General features: G+C 42.6%; 16 protein-coding genes. 5 read left to right on the forward strand and 11 right to left on the reverse strand.

The features are described from left to right. Positions 1–51 precede the first annotated feature (51 nt). A complete protein-coding gene (locus GT360_RS16500) occupies positions 52–963 on the reverse strand; it encodes a YeiH family protein (protein ID WP_164650060.1) in 912 nt (303 codons plus the stop codon). A gap of 171 nt (positions 964–1,134) precedes the next feature. On the opposite strand from GT360_RS16500, the gene GT360_RS16505 reads away from it, so the two are divergent. Next, positions 1,135–2,076, forward strand: a complete 942-nt coding sequence (locus GT360_RS16505; protein WP_164650061.1) for a LysR substrate-binding domain-containing protein — start codon at positions 1,135–1,137, stop codon at positions 2,074–2,076. Here GT360_RS16505 and GT360_RS16510 read toward each other — a convergent pair. Next, positions 2,073–2,300 carry a hypothetical protein gene (locus tag GT360_RS16510; RefSeq protein WP_164650062.1) on the reverse strand — a complete coding sequence of 76 codons (228 nt, stop codon included), beginning with the start codon at positions 2,298–2,300 and terminating at the stop codon, positions 2,073–2,075. The genes GT360_RS16505 and GT360_RS16510 overlap by 4 nt on opposite strands. Positions 2,301–2,557: 257 nt before the next feature. Here GT360_RS16510 and GT360_RS16515 point away from each other — a divergent pair, with 257 nt between their 5' ends. Together GT360_RS16515 and GT360_RS16520 are read left to right on the forward strand one after the other, a co-directional pair. Continuing rightward, entirely contained in the window at positions 2,558–3,115 is a 558-nt protein-coding gene (locus GT360_RS16515) for a sugar O-acetyltransferase (RefSeq protein WP_164650063.1), read from the forward strand. 14 nt (positions 3,116–3,129) lie between these two features. Continuing rightward, positions 3,130–3,744, forward strand: coding sequence for a DsbA family protein (locus tag GT360_RS16520; protein WP_164650064.1), 615 nt, complete (start codon positions 3,130–3,132; stop codon positions 3,742–3,744). Here GT360_RS16520 and GT360_RS16525 read toward each other — a convergent pair. Beyond that, a complete protein-coding gene (locus GT360_RS16525; protein ID WP_164650065.1) occupies positions 3,728–4,609 on the reverse strand; it encodes a DMT family transporter in 882 nt (293 codons plus the stop codon). The two genes, GT360_RS16520 and GT360_RS16525, sit on opposite strands and share 17 nt — an antisense overlap. A gap of 151 nt (positions 4,610–4,760) precedes the next feature. Between GT360_RS16525 and GT360_RS16530 the strand changes: the two genes are divergently transcribed. Beyond that, positions 4,761–6,062, forward strand: a complete 1,302-nt coding sequence (locus GT360_RS16530) for an ABC1 kinase family protein (protein WP_420825460.1) — start codon at positions 4,761–4,763, stop codon at positions 6,060–6,062. 40 nt (positions 6,063–6,102) lie between these two features. Here GT360_RS16530 and GT360_RS16535 read toward each other — a convergent pair whose 3' ends face one another. The 3 genes from GT360_RS16535 to GT360_RS16545 are packed head-to-tail and all read right to left on the reverse strand — an operon-like array spanning position 6,103 to position 10,836. Continuing rightward, entirely contained in the window at positions 6,103–7,191 is a 1,089-nt protein-coding gene (locus GT360_RS16535) for a porin (protein ID WP_164650066.1), read from the reverse strand. 1 nt (position 7,192) lies between these two features. Further along, a complete protein-coding gene (locus GT360_RS16540) occupies positions 7,193–7,663 on the reverse strand; it encodes a hypothetical protein (protein WP_164650067.1) in 471 nt (156 codons plus the stop codon). A gap of 14 nt (positions 7,664–7,677) precedes the next feature. Then, positions 7,678–10,836, reverse strand: a complete 3,159-nt coding sequence (locus GT360_RS16545; RefSeq protein ID WP_164650068.1) for a response regulator — start codon at positions 10,834–10,836, stop codon at positions 7,678–7,680. 385 nt (positions 10,837–11,221) lie between these two features. On the opposite strand from GT360_RS16545, the gene GT360_RS16550 reads away from it, so the two are divergent. Next, positions 11,222–12,127 (forward strand): sigma-70 family RNA polymerase sigma factor, encoded by a 906-nt coding sequence (locus tag GT360_RS16550; RefSeq protein WP_164650069.1) that lies wholly within the window; start codon positions 11,222–11,224, stop codon positions 12,125–12,127. Between the two features lie 58 nt (positions 12,128–12,185). Here GT360_RS16550 and GT360_RS16555 read toward each other — a convergent pair whose 3' ends face one another. From GT360_RS16555 to GT360_RS16575, 5 genes are all read right to left on the reverse strand, one after another. Next, positions 12,186–12,500, reverse strand: a complete 315-nt coding sequence (locus GT360_RS16555) for a hypothetical protein (protein ID WP_164650070.1) — start codon at positions 12,498–12,500, stop codon at positions 12,186–12,188. 102 nt (positions 12,501–12,602) lie between these two features. Next, on the reverse strand, positions 12,603–14,741 hold the full coding sequence (locus GT360_RS16560; RefSeq protein ID WP_164650071.1) for an ATP-binding cassette domain-containing protein: 2,139 nt from the start codon (positions 14,739–14,741) through the stop codon (positions 12,603–12,605). After that, positions 14,738–16,372, reverse strand: a complete 1,635-nt coding sequence (locus GT360_RS16565; RefSeq protein WP_164650072.1) for an ATP-binding cassette domain-containing protein — start codon at positions 16,370–16,372, stop codon at positions 14,738–14,740. Before GT360_RS16565 ends, GT360_RS16560 begins: the two co-directional genes overlap by 4 nt. Before the next feature lie 22 nt (positions 16,373–16,394). Further along, entirely contained in the window at positions 16,395–17,783 is a 1,389-nt protein-coding gene (locus GT360_RS16570; RefSeq protein ID WP_164650073.1) for a TolC family protein, read from the reverse strand. Next, entirely contained in the window at positions 17,758–19,884 is a 2,127-nt protein-coding gene (locus GT360_RS16575) for an ATP-binding response regulator (protein WP_239502683.1), read from the reverse strand. The genes GT360_RS16570 and GT360_RS16575 overlap by 26 nt, the downstream gene beginning before the upstream one ends. Positions 19,885–19,910 lie beyond the last annotated feature (26 nt).

Raw genomic sequence — 19,910 nt, forward strand, 5'->3', positions numbered from 1 at the left:
CTCAAGCACGATTTTGTTCATTTGTTGTACATGCGAGGCTATGTTTTAACTCTACGAGAGTAACCAAAGGAGTGAGCCAGTTGAAATAAATACCCAAAGTGAAACACCAAGGATCATAGGTTTTGCGCCTGCTGCTTTAAGCTTTTCTATCGAAATAGCGCTACCGATGAAGAATAAGCACACAACTAGGGTTTGCTTAGCAATAGCAAAAATCCCTTGGTACACCACCTCAAACTGAGGCAACCAATCACTCACCAATATTGCGGCACAATAGAAGAGAATGAAGTAAGGAATCGTAATTTTTCCATTATCGTTCTTAAACAAAAGTGCACTGATAAACGCGACAGGCACAATCCACAAAGCACGCGAGAGTTTCAAAGTCGTCGCTGTGACGAGTGCTTCTTCACCATAAGCAGATGCAGCACCTACTACCGATGATGTATCATGAATAGCGATGGCGGCCCACGTACCGAAGGTCGTTTGGTCGAGGTTGAGAGCATGCCCAATCACTGGAAAAACGAAGAGAGCAACCGAGTTGAGAACAAAGATTGTCGCCAACGCCAAGCCGATAGGTTCATCTTTTGCTCGAATCGCGGGTGCGACCGCAGCAATTGCGCTGCCGCCACAGATCGCAGTACCTGCAGAGATAAGGTAACTGAGTGTCGTGTCGAGTTTCAGTAGTTTGGCGATGAGCATGCCCACAATGAAAGTACATACAATGCTCGTAACGATCAGTCCAAGACCATTGCTGGTCACGGTTAACGCTTCTTGAAAGTGTATTCCAAAGCCTAAGCCAACGATGGAGTAGGCAAGGAGCTTTTTGGTCCACTTGCCAAGATTCATTTCTTCAGGAACAAGCCCAAAGCAGGAAAGAGCGAAGCCCAAAATAAGAGCGAGTGGCGAACTTATCCAAGGTGTTAAGCAGATGAGTGTTGATGCAATAAAGAGTATTTTCTTGTTCATTGTGTCTACTTACTGAAGCGTCCTAACCTGCTTCTGAATAACCTTTCCGTGTCATGCATTTCGTTTACAGTCACCAAAATGTGTGGGACTGCCTATGTGCATAAATACTACATGGAAAATAAGTTTAAATATATTTAAACTTATTGAATCAAGGTTAAGGAAATTTAAACGATGGCCTCTACTATTACGATTAAGCAGTTGAGAGTGTTTACCCAGGTTTCACAACACGGCACTTTGAGTGAAGCAGCAAAATGTCTTTTTATTTCAAAGGCGGCAGTGAGCATAGCCCTGTCTGATTTGGAGAAACAACTGGGTCATTCAGTGTTTGATAGAATTAATAATCGACTAGTCATCAATCAACAAGGTATCCAACTCTTACCCTTAGCTGATGAAATCATTGCACGGCACGCTGAGATAGAGAGCTTAGGGCAAAGAAGTAATCCGTTTAGTGGCTCCATCAAGCTAGGTGCCAGTCAGACGATTGGTAACCATCTACTTCCCTATATGCTGGCTTCGTTTTCACAACAGACAGGAAACTTCAGTACACAGAAAGAGGAATCACAGTTATTTGTGGATTCTGATATCCGGATCACTAACAACGAGACGCTTTGTCGTCAGGTATTAGAGTACAAAGTAGACGTAGGTCTTACTGAGGGGGAAGTGAAGCATCCAGACTTGGTGACGCTGCCATTTGCTCAAGATGAAATGTTGGTCATTTGTCCAAAGCAATCATTGCATTCAGGGAAGCGTAATATCGACTTAGCACAGCTGTCAGGTCAACGTTGGATACTGAGAGAGACTGGATCGGGAAGTCGCGACTACTTCCTCAACCATCTTGCACCGTCATTAACCCATTGGCAGGAAGCGTATCAATTTAGCTCAACGTCCGCCATTATCAACGGGGTGAGTGCTGGCCTAGGCTATTCATGTATGTCTAATCATGCTCTTGATTCGAGCAGAGTAACGGACAATATAGGGAAGGTATATTTGAGAGAACCGCTGCTCCGACAGTATTCTATTGTCCTTCACAAGCAGAAGTATCGTACGCCACTGTTGAATCATTTCATTGAGTTCGTCAAAAATTGGCACACAAAAAAAGTATTCAGTATCTAATGTTTGTTGGAGAATAGCGACTGAATCGCTTCTCTTTCCTCTTCTGAAAGCAGAGGTTTTTTCTGTTGTTCGTGTCGTGCTATTTCACGCTTAAGTTGCGACATTTGGTCGGAACTAAGACGCTTTATGTGGGAAATCAGTTGAGAAAATTTATCCGAGTCCATTTTTAGCCCTTGCTGGTGAGTCAAAGGATCAAGGTTTGCTTCAATGGATAGTGTAGTCATCGTAATCGTCTTTTTCTTTAAAATTGAAAGAAAGATTACGTGGTGAATGTTTGAGCAAGAACAATAAATTGACAGAGTAGTGTCAAAATTTTTTCGGATGGTTTAGCTGACATCAGTTTTTGAAAGGTTCACAACATTTACTCAGATTGTGATCGGTTTTCATTTTCTGAAAAATAGTGTCTCAGCATATTGTGCTGTATGAGCGATCGTTTCAAACTGCCAACCTCAATCAAAATGTCAGAGATGGTTACCTTGTAATGATGACAGAAAAACAAAAGATGCTGGCTGGTGAGCCTTATGATGCGTGGGATGAAACCTTATACGGAGAGCGAATCGCGTGTCGTAAAATACTTCAAAAACTCAACAACTCTATTCCTGACACGCCAGAATGGCGAGAGGCAATAGACACTCTGATCCCAAGCTCAGAGGGCGCTTATCTAGAGCCCCCATTTAGATGTGATTATGGCTACAACATTAAGCTAGGCAAAAACTTCTACGCCAATTTTAACTGTGTTGTATTAGATGTGGGCGAGGTGCATATTGGCGATAATGTTCTGTTTGCGCCGAACGTACAAATTTATACTGCAGGTCACCCTTTGGATGTGAAGGGAAGAGTCGAAGAGGGTGTCGAGTTTGGTCACACCATTCGCATAGGCGATAACGTTTGGTTGGGTGGTGGCGTTATTGTATGTCCGGGTGTCACGATTGGTGATAATGCGGTCATTGGCGCAGGTAGCGTGGTCACAAAAGATGTACCTGCCAATGTTCTGGCTGCCGGTAACCCTTGTCGCGTTATTCGTCTGATAGAGCAATAAAAGGTAAAGTCTCGATGAGTGAGAAGAGAAAACTATATTACGTCTATGACCCAATGTGCTCTTGGTGTTGGGGCTTTAAACCAACTTGGAAACAGCTAGAACAAAAACTGCAGAATCATGTTGAGATACAGTATGTTGTAGGTGGTTTAGCACCTGACACACAAGACCCAATGCCTGTACTGATGAGAGAACAGATCGCTTCGTACTGGCATAAAATCGAAGGTTTATTGGGTACTCAGTTCAATCACGATTTCTGGAAGAATAATGAACCTAGGCGATCCACATATCCGTCTTGTCGTGCCATGTTACTGGCCAGAGAGAAGGGATTGGAAAAACAGATGCTCAGTAGGGTTCAGGAGGCGTATTACCTAGAAGCCAAGAATCCAAGTGAGCATATTGTGCTAGCCACTTTGGCACAAGAGATCGGATTCGATTTTGATTTATTCCTATCGGATCTAGAGTCTACCACTGTTGATGAGGCGCTGCTTGAGGAGCTTAAATTCGCACGAGGGATCGGCGGGAACAGTTTCCCTTCACTGTTTATTGAAACGAGTGAAGGGGTAGTTGAGATCCCGGTAGATTACCAAGACTCAGAGTCGATGTTCACAAAGATTAACTCCTTGCTCTGAACACTTTTCTCCAGTGACCACCGAGACGATAAAGCAGCAGGGCAAACATGAGAATGCTACACCCTGCGACTTTCATCGGTGGCATCTCTTCAGCATAAAGCCAGACACTCAACACAACGGTAAACACCGGCTCTAAAAGCATCAGAATGGCTGCAGACGTTGGCTGAGCGTGCTTTTGCCCCGTAGTCTGCATGACGTAACGTATACTGGTTGCCAATAAAACACTTAACCCAAACCACTTAAATGTTTCACCGCTCATAGTGGTTGGCCATGTCTCGACGAATGCAGATAGGACCACACCAATTACCCCAGCTGAAAAAAGCTGAATTGTAGTGAGAGTGAGTGGAGGTATCGCCGAGGCAAACTTACTATTGAGATTGAAATGGACTGCAAGAAACACCGCGGCCATCAAAAATAGTAGTTGGCTAGGCTCGAAGTTAAAACTGCCGTCATAGGACATTAAGAACAGACCAAGTACGGCAATCGGCAGTGATAACCAAAACAAGCGGCTTGGGCGACTTCCAAACATTGTCCATGACACGATTGGTACAAAAAGCATGGATAAGCTCATGATGAAGGCTCCTTCACCTAGTGTATCACTGATAGATATCGCATAGATCCAACAGAAGATAGCACTCGCAAGAACCACACCTACTTTTAACGCGGAATTTATGTTCTGCTTTGGTGTTTGTCGTAAGTTTTTGTAGCAAAAAGGCAATAGGAACAGCGCAGCGATAATGAATCGCGAGCCGATAAATAGGAACGGCGGCAAGCCTTGTATTGCTTCTTTGGAGAACACCCACCCCGCAGCCGCAAGGATTGTGGTGAAAAAGATGATTAGGTCACCTTTGTACTTATGAATCATGATCTTTTTTACAAACAGGAAAGTACGTAGATGATAACTGATGAGATTCGTCTGACCTATGAATAATTGAAAATGACTGGTGGTCATCAGATTTACTTTGACCTTTATCTAAAATTTAATCTTGGCCTTTGGTTTAATACTGGTGATTATTATGAGAGAGCGAGCCTTACCCACACATCGAGCTGCGAGATTTGGCAAGTTTGCTTCATTAGCAACGAAAGTTGCTGGTAATGTAATCGCAGAAGGGTCCAAACAGTGGTTCAAAGGTGAACGTCCTCAAACGAGAGACTTGTTGCTGACACCGAAAAATATCAGCCAACTGACGGAACAGTTAGCGCACCTAAGAGGTGCAGCCATGAAGCTTGGTCAAATGCTATCGATGGATGCTGGTGACATTATAGAACCTGAACTGGCGGATATATTGGCGCGTTTAAGAGCAAGTGCCGATCCTATGCCCTCAAAGCAGCTAGCAAAAGCTATGGTTGATGGGCTAGGGGAAAACTGGAAGCAACACTACCTCGCTTTTAACTTCAAACCTATTGCTAGTGCATCTATTGGCCAAGTACACCATGCGCACTCGGATTCTGGGGATGAGCTTGCAGTGAAAGTTCAATACCCTGGCATACGTAAGAGCATAGACAGTGACGTGGACAATGTAGGCACTCTGCTCAGCGTTGTTGGGTTGGTTCCTAAAGGAATCGATTTATCCGGGCTGTTAGAAGAGGCTAAGAAACAACTCCATGACGAAGCGGACTATGGGCGTGAGGCTGAGTATGCAGTGCGATATCGAAACTACCTCGAGAATGATAGAGACTTCGTCGTGCCTCAGATTATCACTGAAGCGACCTGTGACACTGTATTAACGATGGAGTTTTTAAACGGTGTTGAAATTGAAACGTTAGCCAGTGTGGATCAAGACACCAGAGATTTTGTGATGACCAAGTTACTGGGCCTTTTGTTTCGTGAGATATTTGAGTTTCGTGTGGTGCAGACTGACCCCAATTTCGCAAATTACCTCTTCTTACCAGAAACGAATCAGATCGGTCTGTTAGATTTTGGTGCTTGCCGAGACTACAACTCAGTAATCAGCGATGGGTATAGAAACGCTTTCTCATCAGTAGTAAACCAGGACAACGACGGCTTAAATCACGCTTTAGAGCAAATTGGCTTCTTCAGTGAAGAGATAAACCCTGAGCAGAGGCAATCGGTCTTAAATCTCGTTTCAATGGCATGTGAGCCTATGCTGCAGGATGGGTGTTACGATTTTGAGCAGAGTAACCTTGCTCAAAGGTTGAGAGAGGCCGGAACGGTTTTGAGTATGGAAGAGGACTATTGGCATACGCCACCTGCGGATGCGTTATTCTTACACCGTAAAATTGGAGGGCTTTACTTGCTTGCTAGTCGGTTAAATGCAAAAGTTGATGTCAGATCATTGGTATTACCTCACGTATAAAGCCGAGGGGGAAACTTTGTCCCCCTTAGCCTGGTTCAATTTAGAATACAAAGTTAACCATGATCGTATACATGTTTGCCGAGTTATCCTCCGGCTGCTCGGTTCCGGAAAATGCACCGGTACTGGTATTGTATGCTTTGAAACTTTGCCACTCTGCATTTAACGAAACGTTGTAGAGAAGGTCATATCGAACGCCTAAAGTAAAGCTGTTACCCGCTTTTTTATCGTCTTCGTAATACTGTTGACCAAACAAGGTGTAGGGTGTGAATTTATTAAGGTTGTACTCTAAGCCGGTATACCAAGACGCCCTCTCTTCATTTTGTTGAGCTTCCATGGTAAACGTGGCTTGCTCCCATTCATACTCAAATCCCGCACTATATAACTTAACGTTTTGGTCTGTTTGCTTGTCTCTAACAGTGCCACCTGGGAAAAATGGAGGTTGAGGAGGCAAGTTACGGATGACAGCGGTCACATCATATGTAGAGTCCAAATAGGTTAGATTTACTCTGTAATTGTCTCCGCTGAACACAGCGTTCAAACCGAACACTTTCTGCGTTTCAAATTCCAACGTAAAGTCAGGTGTAAAATCGACTTCGTTTTTGTCACTAAATCCGTAGAAAGGCGTCAGTGACAAACTGGTTTCGTCTGTAACATCAGTGTTCCACGTAAAGCTGAGACCGTTGAATGCGGTAATCCCGAGAACGCTGTTATATATTTCAGTTGGTGGACGTGCAGTTGTATAAGCATGTCCGACATAGTAGTACTCTGAAGCTAAGAACAAAGGTAATCGGAGACGCCCAGCTCTGAACTCAAAATTATCCCATTCGTAACCTAAATATGCCCACTCAAGCTCAGGACTACTCCAGTCATCTTGAGGCCGTTTAACAACCTGTGCGGAGGCCTTAAAAGCGTCATAGTAAAAATCTAGTTGGACGCCAAAAGTGGTATCACAGTCGAAACAATTACTATCGTCAATATAGCGATTAACGAGCAGTGGTGCAGAATTGTCTGAAGTTGCCCATGATGTGCTACCGAAGCCACTCAAAGAGAGATTATCTGTAATTTCTATCGCGGCGTAGGTTTGCAATGGGGCAATGCACAAAGCTAATGAGATGATTTTCTTATTCATATTATTTCTCCGAGCCAACGACGTAGATTACATTTGCATTAGAAGGCACTTCTTCAAGCGGGACATAGCCGATGCGACTTTTGTCATCGTCTAGCCACTCAATAACGCTAATTGCATTGTTTCCAACCACCTTAGGAGGACGCGCTTTACCAGAAAAAGATAAGCTTGCCCAGTGGGCATTCATCTGCGCCACAGTTTTGCCGAGCAACTCTTGATAAAAGTCCTTCCTCACGGCGGCACCTTCGGGCCAATCGGATAACTCGATTTTATTTCCTTGAAGTTTTTTCGTTTTCCCTCGATAGAGTTTCTTTGCTTTGCTTACAGAGAGTGGCTCTAAGTCTGGGTTAAAAGAGATAATGGCATACTGGTCGGATGCCGATAGTGCATACGACGAGGATACTGAACTCACTACTAACAGTGCGATAAAGCTGGTGGCCTGTTTACATAGTTTTTTGGCTGTATTATTTTTCATTAGTTTTCACCTTCCTATACAACACTGAGCATCTGCTGTAGCAGGTTTTCTTTCTTTATCGGCTTTGGAACATAAGCATCCATACCAGAGTCGAAACATTTTTGTATATCATCATCGACCACACTTGCAGTGAGGGCGATAATTGGCGTTCTGTCCATGCCTTGCTCCTGTTCATAAGCACGTATCTCTCTGGTTGCTTCGAAACCATCTTTAATCGGCATCATGCAATCCATGAGAATAATGTCGAAGTTGCCCTCATTCATGAAGGTATTAATCGCTTCTTGGCCATTGTTTGCTATTTGATATTGGTATCCGGCTTTTTGCAGCAATAAGCTTGCTACCATCTGGTTAACTCGATTGTCCTCAACCAGCATGACACGTTCATTCTTAGTGATGACGGGTTCAGGTGATTTTTCCTCCGCCTTAGAGTCATTGTTATCTGGTTTTAATTCAGCCCCGTTTATACCAGCATCGACGGATATGGCAGGGGAGGGAATAACATCCGACGCTTGTGGGACGAGTGTTGCTAAAGCATCGAAGATCTTCTCTTTAAGTTGGTTGCCCTTGAATGGTTTTTGGACATAGCTGTCCATACCTACGTCAAAGCAACGCTGGATATCATCATCAACGACACTGGCAGTCAGGGCGATGATCGGCACGCGTGGCGTGTTCGTCGCTTGCTCCCATTGTCGAATTTCAGTTACGGCTTCAAAACCATCTTTAACTGGCATCATACAGTCCATGAGAAGCAGGTCATATTGCTTGCCAGACACGACAAGATCGACCGCTTCTTGACCGTTATTGGCTATCTCATAGTCAAAACCAAGTCGGCCTACATGAAGCGTGGCAATTTTCTGGTTAACCTTATTGTCTTCAACGATGAGTATTTTTCTTGCTTCTTGTTGTTCTGGAGTGCTTTGATTAACGCTCTCTAGAGTAGCTTTTTCACAGATGTCTAGAGCTTTGACTAGACGTAAACCAAGTAGCGGTGCAGTAAGCAGCGCAGAAATGCTTTTACCGAAGTCAAAGTTGCCACTCGTGAAGTGTTGCATGACACACACTTTACCTTGGCGCCTTTGTATCGAGTTGAATTGTTCTACACACTGGCTTGCCTCACCCATTTCTGTTTCAGCAAACATAACAATATGGCCACTGAGGTCTTCGGGTAGGCTACCAATGGTTTGGAAATGTTGCGCAATATTGAACTTGTATGTGTTGGCTTGAGCAATAAGCTCTTCTTGTATTAGCTTAGATTGAGTAACAAGTAATATTGGTGCAGTGATAGTGCGCTTTGGAGTGTAATCTTGTTTTTCGATAGGGAGATCGAGCGTGAAGAAGAAACGACTGCCTTTACCTTTTTCCGACTCAAGCTGTATCTTGCCGCCCATTAACTCGACGAGTTGTGTACTGATCGTCAAGCCCAAACCGGTGCCGCCAAACTGACGTGTTGTGGAATCATCTTCTTGCGAAAATGGTTCGAAGATCTTGCGTTGTTGCTCAGGCTCAATGCCAATGCCAGAATCTTTGACTGAAAACTCAACGGTCACTATGTTGTCAACGACCTGCTTACAGATAACATTCAGGTCAACAGCACCATCGGAGGTAAACTTAACGGCGTTAGACATAAAGTTCATGATCACTTGACTTAGGCGATGATCATCAACCATCAAACTATAAGGTAGGTCAGGGCTGATATTGATGTTAAGACCGATTTCTTTCTCTTTGACTTTTGGCATCACGATAGAGGCGAGGTCATAAACCGTCTCTCTAACGCAACTTGCATGTGGACTCACGATTAACATCCCAGACTCAATCTTGGAAAAGTCTAGAATGTCATTTATTAGAGTAAGGAGTAGGTGAGAAGAGGTTTCGATCGTGTCGACATACTCTCTTTGAGTTGCGGTAAGCTCAGTATCTGATAACACCTCAGAGATACCGATGACCCCATTTAATGGAGTACGTATTTCATGCGACATGTTTGCTAAGAAACTACTTTTTGCCTTGCTAGCCATAATCGCTTGGTCTTTTGCAGTTTCAGCTTCTTCAATCGCATGAACAAGCTTATCTTGAGCGTACTTTCGCTCTATGGTCAGCCTCTCTACTTCCGTCGCAAACGTATTCAGCTCATCTTTTCCTTGGATATGAGACGACAGCGCTTGCCCGTCAGGTGTTCGCTCATTAGTGAGGAAATCCAACACTAGATGAAGGTTCTTAGTCATATGACGAGAAAAACGGATAGTAATGAAAATAACAGATAAAACAAGCACTGATATAAACAAGATAAACACGCTGATCTGCTGTAGATTTTCGGAGATTTTGCTATCTACTTCAGCGCGAATTTGAGTCTCTATACTGTCAGCTACAGCATTGAGTAATGCTCTGCGCTGCGCCAACACAGAAAATCCTTGTTGTGTGTCTTGTTCAGTAAGTTCACTTATTGTCTCTAGTGAGAGCAGTTGTTGTTGAAAATTACGGCTATTCTCAAATATTTCATTGCCAAACACTGCCAGCATTATTTCAATTTGTTGTTCATCTGCGTTAAGTGCGATGAAACGCTCAAGTGATAATTGTTGATTTTGTACGAGTGCCTGAATCTCTTCAGCGATATCAGGGTCATACTCTCCTTCGGATAGAAAGCTATCGTAAATCAAATGACTTAATGCATTCTCTTGTACTCCCCACAACATCAACCACTCAATCTTAATTAGTGCATTCAAGTCATCCTTGATGTCTTGAGGAGCGGCGCCGTAGGACAAAGATTCAATCGAGAATAATATCTCTTTAATAACATCGAGTTGCGATTCGATAGCATCGTATTTGTCAAACGGGTCTTCTGATTCATATAACGCAGACTGCGCCTCCGCCATCTCAGGTAGTCTTTCCATCAATTCAGAGTTGTCTCCAAAAAGTTGCCGCATTAACTCGATCTTAATTTTGTGGCGGTCTCTAAGAGCGGAGAGGGTCGCGTCTAAAGAAGAAGTCGCGTTGTTTGTAACAATAGAAGCCGATAGGTGGTCTATGAGGTGGGTGGCAGAAGCAATACTTTTAAGGTCTGATACTCGTTGATTTTGTGAAAGAGCTTGTTGGAAAGCTAGGCCTATTAAGAGAATGATCGGGAAAAGCACTAGTCCGACCAGCTTGTAGCGCACTGATAAATTATGCCAAAAAGCCATAGATTACACCTATTTACAGTCCATTGTTCGGGGTCTTACTTTGAGAGTCTAGGATAGAAAATCTCAATGTTTAGAAAAAAACTTAAAATCCTGTCATCGTTTGCTATAGTTGTAAAAGTGAGACAATGCAGTGAATCATTAGTGATTCAATTGTTAAATAAATGATAAGTTGATTCAAGTTTTGTTCATATGCAACGTTTATACTCGATGATATTCCCCGATTAGAGGGAGGCAGACTATGCAAAACATGCGAATTATTATTAAGTTAATGAACTAGCCCATTTTGCCTTTAGATGTACTAAAACAGTGCCTTGTCAATTCCAATAGGATGGAGAGACAGGAGCAAAACTAAAACCTAAAAGAAACGTCAGCTCGGGGGTTATACATGGAAAAAAGTTTGAGATGCCAAACAGCATCGGAACCAGAGAGAGCATTAGCAGTGGAAGGGCAATCAAGCAAAACAGAAGCACGCTCAAGCGACCCTTATTCGCATTACATTTCAGACATTGTAGGCATTGAACTTTTGTCGCCTGAAGAAGAGTTTCACTATGCCAAGCTCAATAAAGAAGGTGACCTGAAGGCTAGGAACAAGCTAATTGAGTGCAACTTACGTTTAGTTGTGAAAATCGCAAAAAGTTATACCAAGAGAAATCTTGGAAACTTGAACCTTCTTGATTTGATTGAAGAAGGCAACATCGGTTTAATGAAAGCAATCACCAAATTTGACCCGGATTTGGGTTTTCGTTTTTCCACTTATGCGGTGTGGTGGATCAGAGAGAGCATAGATTCTGCATTGATGAATACGAGCAGAACGGTACGTATTCCGGTTCATGTTGTTAAAGAGATCAATCGTTTGGCCTCTAAAAGTAGCAACATTACTAAAGATAACGCGCACGCCTCCTCAATGTCAGAGCTGGCCGAACAGTCTGAACTTTCTATAGATAAAGTAAGCAATTTAGTAAAACTTAGCGGCTTTATTGAAACGTCAACAACAGCAGATGTGCTGTCGCGCCCTCTCAGTCTTGATGAGTGTGAAAGCGAGAGTTGTATTGACCCACAGGCCTCATTTCAGGATGAAGAGTTTACACAGTCATTGGAACATGTGATTGACACTCTACCAGAGAAGCTAAAGATGATTTTGATTTATCGGTATGGTCTATTTGGTCATCCGTCCAAAACTCTAGCTGAACTCGGCTCGATGATGAGTATTTCGAATGAACGAGTAAGGCAGTTACAGATAGAGGCGATTGATAAGGTACAAAATCGATTAGCTCAAAATGGTTGGGGTTAATACTGATATTTGTTACAGAGAAGCAACTTAGCTTCTCTGTACTTTTTAATATTTGGAGTTAGTTACGCTCTAGTTCAGGATCAGACAGCAACAGCAAGCGATTAAGCTCTGATTTGCTGACATCACAATGAGGCCAGATGGAGATTACTTGAGAAAAGGCTTTGCGATAGTCTGGGCACTTCAACAAAAATAGTATTGTGCTTTCATAGCGAACTTTTTGCTCTATGCTATTTTTATTTTCCTGTCTTTTTAGCCTCTGAAACCCTTCCTGAAACCAAATATTGGTCAACTCTCGAATTTCATCATTGCTAGTAGAACTGTCATCCAAGCAAGATTTTCTGCTGCTTACTTGATTATAGTAATCGCTGTGCATTATACCTCCACAGACTTAATGCTAGCCCCCAATGTATAGTTTATTTCCATTAGCGTCAAATAAATGGCCATATTTATGCGAGCGATATACTTTAATTAATGACTAACCTAAACTTGCAAGATATTTGTCAGTCAGGCCAAAGTACTTACTATTTCCATCTGGCTCCAAAACTAAACTAAAACTGCTTGTTGATATTAAACTAGTGTCATTTGAAGAAAATACTACTGTCTTTGTCATCAACTTATCACTAAATAGTTTTTTGAAGTAATGGGAGTTTTCTGATTCTGAGCCACAAAATGGTTCATCAATGATAAATACTTTCTGTTCCAGTGCCCCCAACCCCAGTGCTAGTCGTAGTTTTTGCTGAACACTATTTGGTAAACTTTGAACGCTGTCTATAGAAATAGTGGTGGCTAATCCCTCAGGGAACCAACTATCTAAGTCGAAAAAACTTAGCCATTCTTGCATGATATTTTGTGGCATAAGCCCATTGTGGAATATAAAGTTGGACTCAATACTGCCATCAAAAATATGCAAATCGAATGGTATGTGGCAAATGGATTTTCTGAATCTAAAACTATTGAACTGTTTAATATTATAACCATCGATGTAGACAGCACCCTGGTAGCGCTCCTCCATGCCAGATAGAATGTTTAAAAGGGTAGTTTTGCCACTACCAGAAGCGCCAGATAAAACAGTTTTTGAACCGGGTTGTATTTTAAAACCCAGATTGGTTAAACCGATTGTGGCTCCTTGATATCGATGAGATATCCCGCTGCCAGTAATGAGCCCATCGAACTCTCTGATTGGTGGGCTTTTGTGTAATGTGAGTTTGTCATCACTGAGCGACATTAGATTGTTGATTTGCGCGGCAGAAGCTTTTAACGATTGAAATTTCGAGATTGAATTGTATATCCCCATAATCGGGCCTAGTGCTTTCCACACTAAGATAACTGTAGCCAGCATTGCGCCCGCGTCGGACGTACCATCCATTACACCTATAACCGCAACGACAATACTTGCTGTTCCTATTACTTGGATCAAGCCACCGCCGGCGGCTTGTACTTTGCTGTTCGTTACCGCAACACGCTCTGCATCTTCAGAGCTTTGATAGTGACAGGCTCGAAATCTTGATTGAATGACTCGAAGTAGTGGGAGCCCTTGTATAGTGCGGATACCTCTAAGAATTTCATTCCATTGATAAGAGACCATGGCGTTTGCTCTAGAGCTCTTAGAAGTTGCTTGAGTGTATTGATATCGCGAATAGACGCAAAATACGAGCATGAGCAGCAAGCCAGCAAACACAACTAAAGCTGCGGTGCCGGACATAATGGCTATAGCAATAATAAATACGATGACAAACGGCATATCAAAGTAGCTCAACGTCGATTCAGCAGTGACAAGTCTTCTAAAATTATCAATGTCTTTAAGTCGTGCTAACTGGCTCGAAACTCCAGCAGTTGAAGTCATTGAGTAGGGTAACCAAAGTAGTTTTGATACTACATTTTTAGATATGTGTATTGCTAGATCTTTACCTGAGGTACTTATTATTTTGACTCTTAGCTTTTTGAATGTGTATTCAGAAAAAGCAACAATAATTGCAAATAAAGTCAACCAGTACAGCGTCGCTTCTGAGCTTGATGTGAGTGCAAAGTTATAGACACTCATTATAAAGAAGGGTTGTAAAGCGCCTAATACACTAATCACAAAGCTTAATATAATGAGACTTTTTAATTCACTGTTATAGCGATAGAAAGAATATTTTATCCAGTTTGATTTGTCTTGAGATTCAGGTGGAGGCTCTCTAAAAAGCTTTGAGTACTCACTAATCGATATCGCGGTGCAAGGAGTTTTATCGGCATCTATTTCAAACGTCGTGTTGTTTACGTAGTCAAATAGTACAATTTTACCGTTGTTACTGCCCAGAAATAACGAACACAGCTTTTCTATTTGTACAAAACAGATCTCTGAGTGATTGAGTAGATGATGGGTGGAGTCGTATTTAATTGTTTCACATTGATAGCCAATTCGTTCGAGTGTTGCTTGAAAGCTGACTGCATCATCAACATCAGGGACAAAAGCGTCGCTCAATATATTGGCGGTACCTTCCCACTGTACAGAAACCAAAAGATATGCAATTCCACGAATAAGAGGGGAAGAAGAATAACGCTCTTGGTATGCGGGAGACTCGAAGTCTGAAACACGCTGTGAGACATTATTAAAATCGACTAATATACTCATAAGACGTTGCTCCGTGTTATTTGCGCATCTCTTGCTTTCTCATTAGCGTTTGAAAATTGACGACTTAAGCTGATTTTTTTGAGTTTTGCAGTAGGCTCGATCTTATTACTCGATATCATTGTGATCTTGTTTTGTGTTCGACTGATCAGTGTAGCAAGCACTTTCTTAATAAATATGTCTTCGTAAACACAATCAATGTCATCGAGTATGATCAAGGGCTTATCAGAAAGCACAGCTCTGACGATATACAGGGAGTAAACGACCTGACGAGAAAAAGGCATTCTTTGGTTGCCACTTAACTCGGTGTAAAAGCCGTTTGGAAGACTATCGATTTGAGCCTTAATCCCCAAGGTCTCACAGAGTGAGTACGCTGCTGAATTAGACTTTGGCTGAAAGCAGGTCAAATTATCGATGATCGTTCCCTCAACGAAGGTACTTTGGTTGTTGACGAGAATGACGCTATTTTTCCAGTCGGTGTAATTAAGAGTATTAATTAGGCTGCTATCAATGTTTATCTGTAAGTTATCGTCGATACGCTGACGAGCTAGGCAAGAGCATAGATGCGTTTTTCCTGAGCCACTTTTGCCTGTTATAAGGTATGCGTTGCCTTTCTCGAATCTGATGCGCGATTTATTGGGAAATTCAATCTCTATTTGCTGAGGGTCAAGCTGCGTTGTCTCATGGTGTTGAACACTCACAAGGTCAAGAACTTCCGCGATACGTTGGATATGTAATTTGTTCAGTTTCCATCGGCTGAGTGTACGCATAACTTGCTGGTAAGGCGCAAAGTAGCGATTAGTTAACATAATAATAGCGGCCATAATACCTTGGCTAGATTCGAGATTAATGACAGCAGAGGCAAGCAAGACGACAACGCACGCGATGGAGAGTTGTTGTATGAGAGATAGGATTAGTCCAAAGTGAGCCTCAATTTGTTCATAGTTGATGGCTTCCTTTTCTCGCTCTTTTATCATCTCCGTCATGAGACTTTCGATGCGGTACTCCATATTGCGGGCTTTAATATCCAACGGAGCTGACACGATTTCGATGATCTTTGATGTTGTTAGACCTTCAATATCAGATTTACTTTGCAGGTTAGCGACTTTTTGATCTGAGAGCCGAATCGCAGCGACTGCCAGGACAACAGAAGCCGCAATGAGGGTTAGCCCAGCGCCAAGGTTAATAATGCCGATCAAAAGAATAGTCAGCACACTGACACCTAGGTTGATCAATGCTCGAACGGACTCTCCTCCGAAGAACGCCTTGATTTCAGGAATTGTGGCGATACGTTCGAGATATTCGCCAGGTTCACGTTTACGAAACTTTGAAAATTCGGCTAAGCAGACAGAGCTGAATACTTTATTCGTTAGATTACTTTCAAATGTCTTCATGATTGCTGAAGAGATTTTCTCTTCTTGACCTTTGAGTAAGTAGTCGAGATATATCGCAGCCAGAATGATAAAAAACAGTAGAAAAAGTGTATCTTTTGCTTGGTTTGGTAAGACGCGGTCAAAGATGATAAGTATCGAAAAGGGGAGGACGAGCCCTAGTAGAGTCGTTAAGATCGTTGATGCTGTTAGGTAAAACTTGTCTGCCAAGCTGATTTTTTGTGAAAAGTGTTTGGTTTCCATCGTATATTCTCCCTTTATGACCTCATTCCAATAGGTGCATTGGAATCAGTTCCTCATCGGTCTCAGGGTTCATTTCGACCATCAGGTTAGTAAGTTTTTGCACGGAATCTAGCGAGAGCATGCCAGTTGATTTTTCCAGGTTTATCAGATTTATAACGTAGTCATAGCGTGTGTTTTGATAGTCACGAACGGCGTTAAACAGCTTACTTTCTGCTGCCAATAAGTCGGTGATGGTACGTGTACCTAGTTGTTGAGCTCTTTGTATACCACGGTAGGATGCATAGTTTGCTCGGATTATACGTTCATAACTCTCAACCGATTGCGAAAGGTCGTTGATGTCCATTAAGGTGTTGTTAACATCGTTTCTAGTCGTAAAAAGCGTCTCTTGATATAGAATTTCTTGTCTTTCTATTGATTTTGCCGATTTTTGATATTCATAGTAGTCAGAGCCACCTGAAGCGATAGGTATGCTTAGGTTTAGACCCACATTGGCTGAGTCGCTTTTTCCTGTTGCAGCAACATCTGATGGGTCTTCAAAACCATGGGTATAGTCATAGTTGTAGCCGCCAGTCAGTTGTAGTGTCGGTACAAAGTTCGCGGCGCTTTCTTTTAGCCCTTGTCTTGTCACTTCGAGCGTGTTTCTGGCAATAAGAACGTCACTGTTAAATTTGAGCGCATCTGAGATCAAAGTTTGTACTTGCAGCTTGTCAAAACCATCCAATTCAGCACGGCTAAATAAGTCTTGGCTAGGAACGATAGGGTACTGAACTAATAGTGATAGGTCATTAGTGAGTGCGTCGCGATCTTTGCGAAGGCTTCTTAATCGATTACTTACCTCTTCTTTTTGAGCGGTGACTTCATACAATTCGCTACCTGCTGTATTGCCGAGTTCCACATTTCTGCGCATCTGGCGCTCACGTGACTCAGAGGATCTTAGCTCTACCTCTGTTGCTTTTATCTGTGCGTTGTTTTTAAGGTATTCAAAGTAATTGGTTGCAATTTGCACGATGATGTTCTGGATTTGATCTTCGTGCGACAGCTCCTCTGCAGTAAAATTGAGTTTAGCCGTTTGGTATTTGTAAATATCCCCAAGATTAAAAAGCGACTGAGACAATGACAAGCCCAAACCACTAGTTTGCGAGTGAGTAGAGTCATCAACTTCGCCACTTCTAATTGCGTTGTTTTCACTCCAATTTGTGTTTGCAGTAGCGGTAAGAGAAGGTAAGAACTTTGAGCGGCTGACACCAATGTTCAGTTCGCTCTCTTCCAACCCTTTTGCACTTGCTCTTAGCGTTAAATTGTTTTGTATTCCCAACTCAACACTCTCCAACAACGTGTTGGCATGACTCGGTGATATGAGCAACATAAGCGTTGCCCAGCTAATGTTAGTTAAGCTTCTGTACGGCAACATATTTATTGATCACTTTTACGATTTCATCATTCTTATAGGGCTTACTAATTACAAAATCCATACCTGCTTCTATACAGGCCTGATGCTCTTGGCTACTAGTGAGGGCTGTAGCGCCAATGATGGTACAAGGCGGTATGTTTTGTTCTTTTTCATGAGTACGAATGAGTTTTGTCGCTTCCATTCCATTCATACCCGGCATGATGCAGTCCATAAAGATAATATCTGACCGACTATCTTTGTAATGCTCTACTGCAATCGAGCCATCATTGACAACGTCTGGTTCGTACTCTTGGTTGGTAAGGATTCGTTTAAGAAGTATTTGTTGAACTCGGTCATCTTCAACAATAAGAAATGAGCTGTTTTGGGCGCTGTCTTCGCTTACCTCAGACTCAAGTGCGGTTTTAAGAGTTGGAATAAACTCGAAGCCTAGAAAAGGCGAATAGAAGATTTTGTCGACAAAAGAGACAGCCTCTTGGGCAACTTGAGCAGATGATACAGATATAAACAGCTTTGTGTCAGGGGCTGCTTTTAATTGCGACTTAACCGTCTTACAAAGGCTTGCAAGCTTTGATTGTTCAATACTGTCCGAGAGTAGGATTGCACTGTAATTTTTGAATGTACCCGCTAACTTGAACAGTTCGTTGGCTGATTGAACAGCGGTCACTTTGCCTTTTGTATGCTCAAGTGTTGCGGTTAGCGTATCAATTTGAAGCGGTGAATCTGACAACATTAAAATATGGTAAGGGCTCAGATCTGTTTCTTCAGAGAGGAAGCTCTTTACCTTGAGATCGATTGAGATCTCGAAACACTGTTGATGGCCAGACTGTTTCCAATTGATTGAAAAGTGCCCCTCTTGGCTCAGCAGTGTTCGTGCTAGCTCTTCGTTGCTGGTTGGTGGGTTAGGGTGCTGACTCCAGTGTAACTGTTCAAGTTTACTCAATGTCACTTTTGGTGTCGTGAGGAAATAGAGCGACAGTGTCAGTCTCGTTTTTTCAACACTGGTACCGGCGCCTGATTGAACCTTAACTAAGCGATGAGGGCTAGTTTGAACTTTCATTGCGTTGGACATCTGTAAGAACAAGATCCAGAAAAGCCTCGTTGATTGGCCTTCTACTCGGTTAGGAATCCCATTATCAATGAAACACTCTAGCCTTGAGTCTTCTCGACTCGTCTTTGAGCCTAAATGGATAATCAGTTCAGAGAGAATATCTGGTAGGGCAAACTCTGAACGCTCATTCTCACTGCCTTTTGAGATAAGGCGGTTATAGTTGTCCGCGAGCTCTGACAAGGTTTTGGCAGCGGAGGTGATATCGCGCGCCATCAAAACGCCGTTTTCATCAGTTTCTTGGACGAGATATTGGATCCCGCCGTTAATCGTCGTTGTGATACTACGAATCTCGTAGCCAATCAAAGCGTAGAGTTGTTTGTACAGATCATTGACCTGTTTCTGGTGTTCGATCTTCTCAAAAATCTGTTTCAGCAATGAATAAACTCGACGCATACTGATGTCAAGGTTCGTATCGTTGAGTTGTTCTCGAATAGGCGCCGGGTCCATTCGTTCGATATGCTGGGACAAAGTGACAAACCGTTCGCTTTCGCCAATTGAACCTTGATTCACCGAGTTGATTTTTCGATAGAACAAGGTACTCGCGATCAATAAGCACACAATAAGCCCTGGGATTAGAATGCTGATATACAGTGTGTATTGCTCTTTCTCTTCAACCTTGGCGGTAAGCAGAGAGCTTACCAACGTTTGATGGTTTGAATGCAGAAAAACGCTAGCGGTAACGAGCGAATTGTAGAGAGTTTCTATACTTTCTTTAGAAAGTGACACGCTGTGATGTCGCGCTAGGGCCAATTGAAGATTTGTATACTCAACCGCACCAACTAGGCTTAATTGCTTCTTGTCCAAAGAAGCGCTGGAAATCAACGAGGCAAGGCGCTGCTCGATAACTGATAATTTTTCATTGATAGTCGAGTGCATACAATCTTCAACAACGAGGCAGTCCTGGAGATCCAGTGTGACGTCGTCAATGGATTGATTGAGCAGTAAAGAGTTAATGACAAGAGGACTCTCTTGTACAGATTCAAAAGGCTTCAAGGCATTCCATTTAGAAAACAGAATGA

Source organism: Vibrio astriarenae (genome assembly GCF_010587385.1).
Taxonomy (GTDB): Bacteria; Pseudomonadota; Gammaproteobacteria; order Enterobacterales; family Vibrionaceae; genus Vibrio; species Vibrio astriarenae.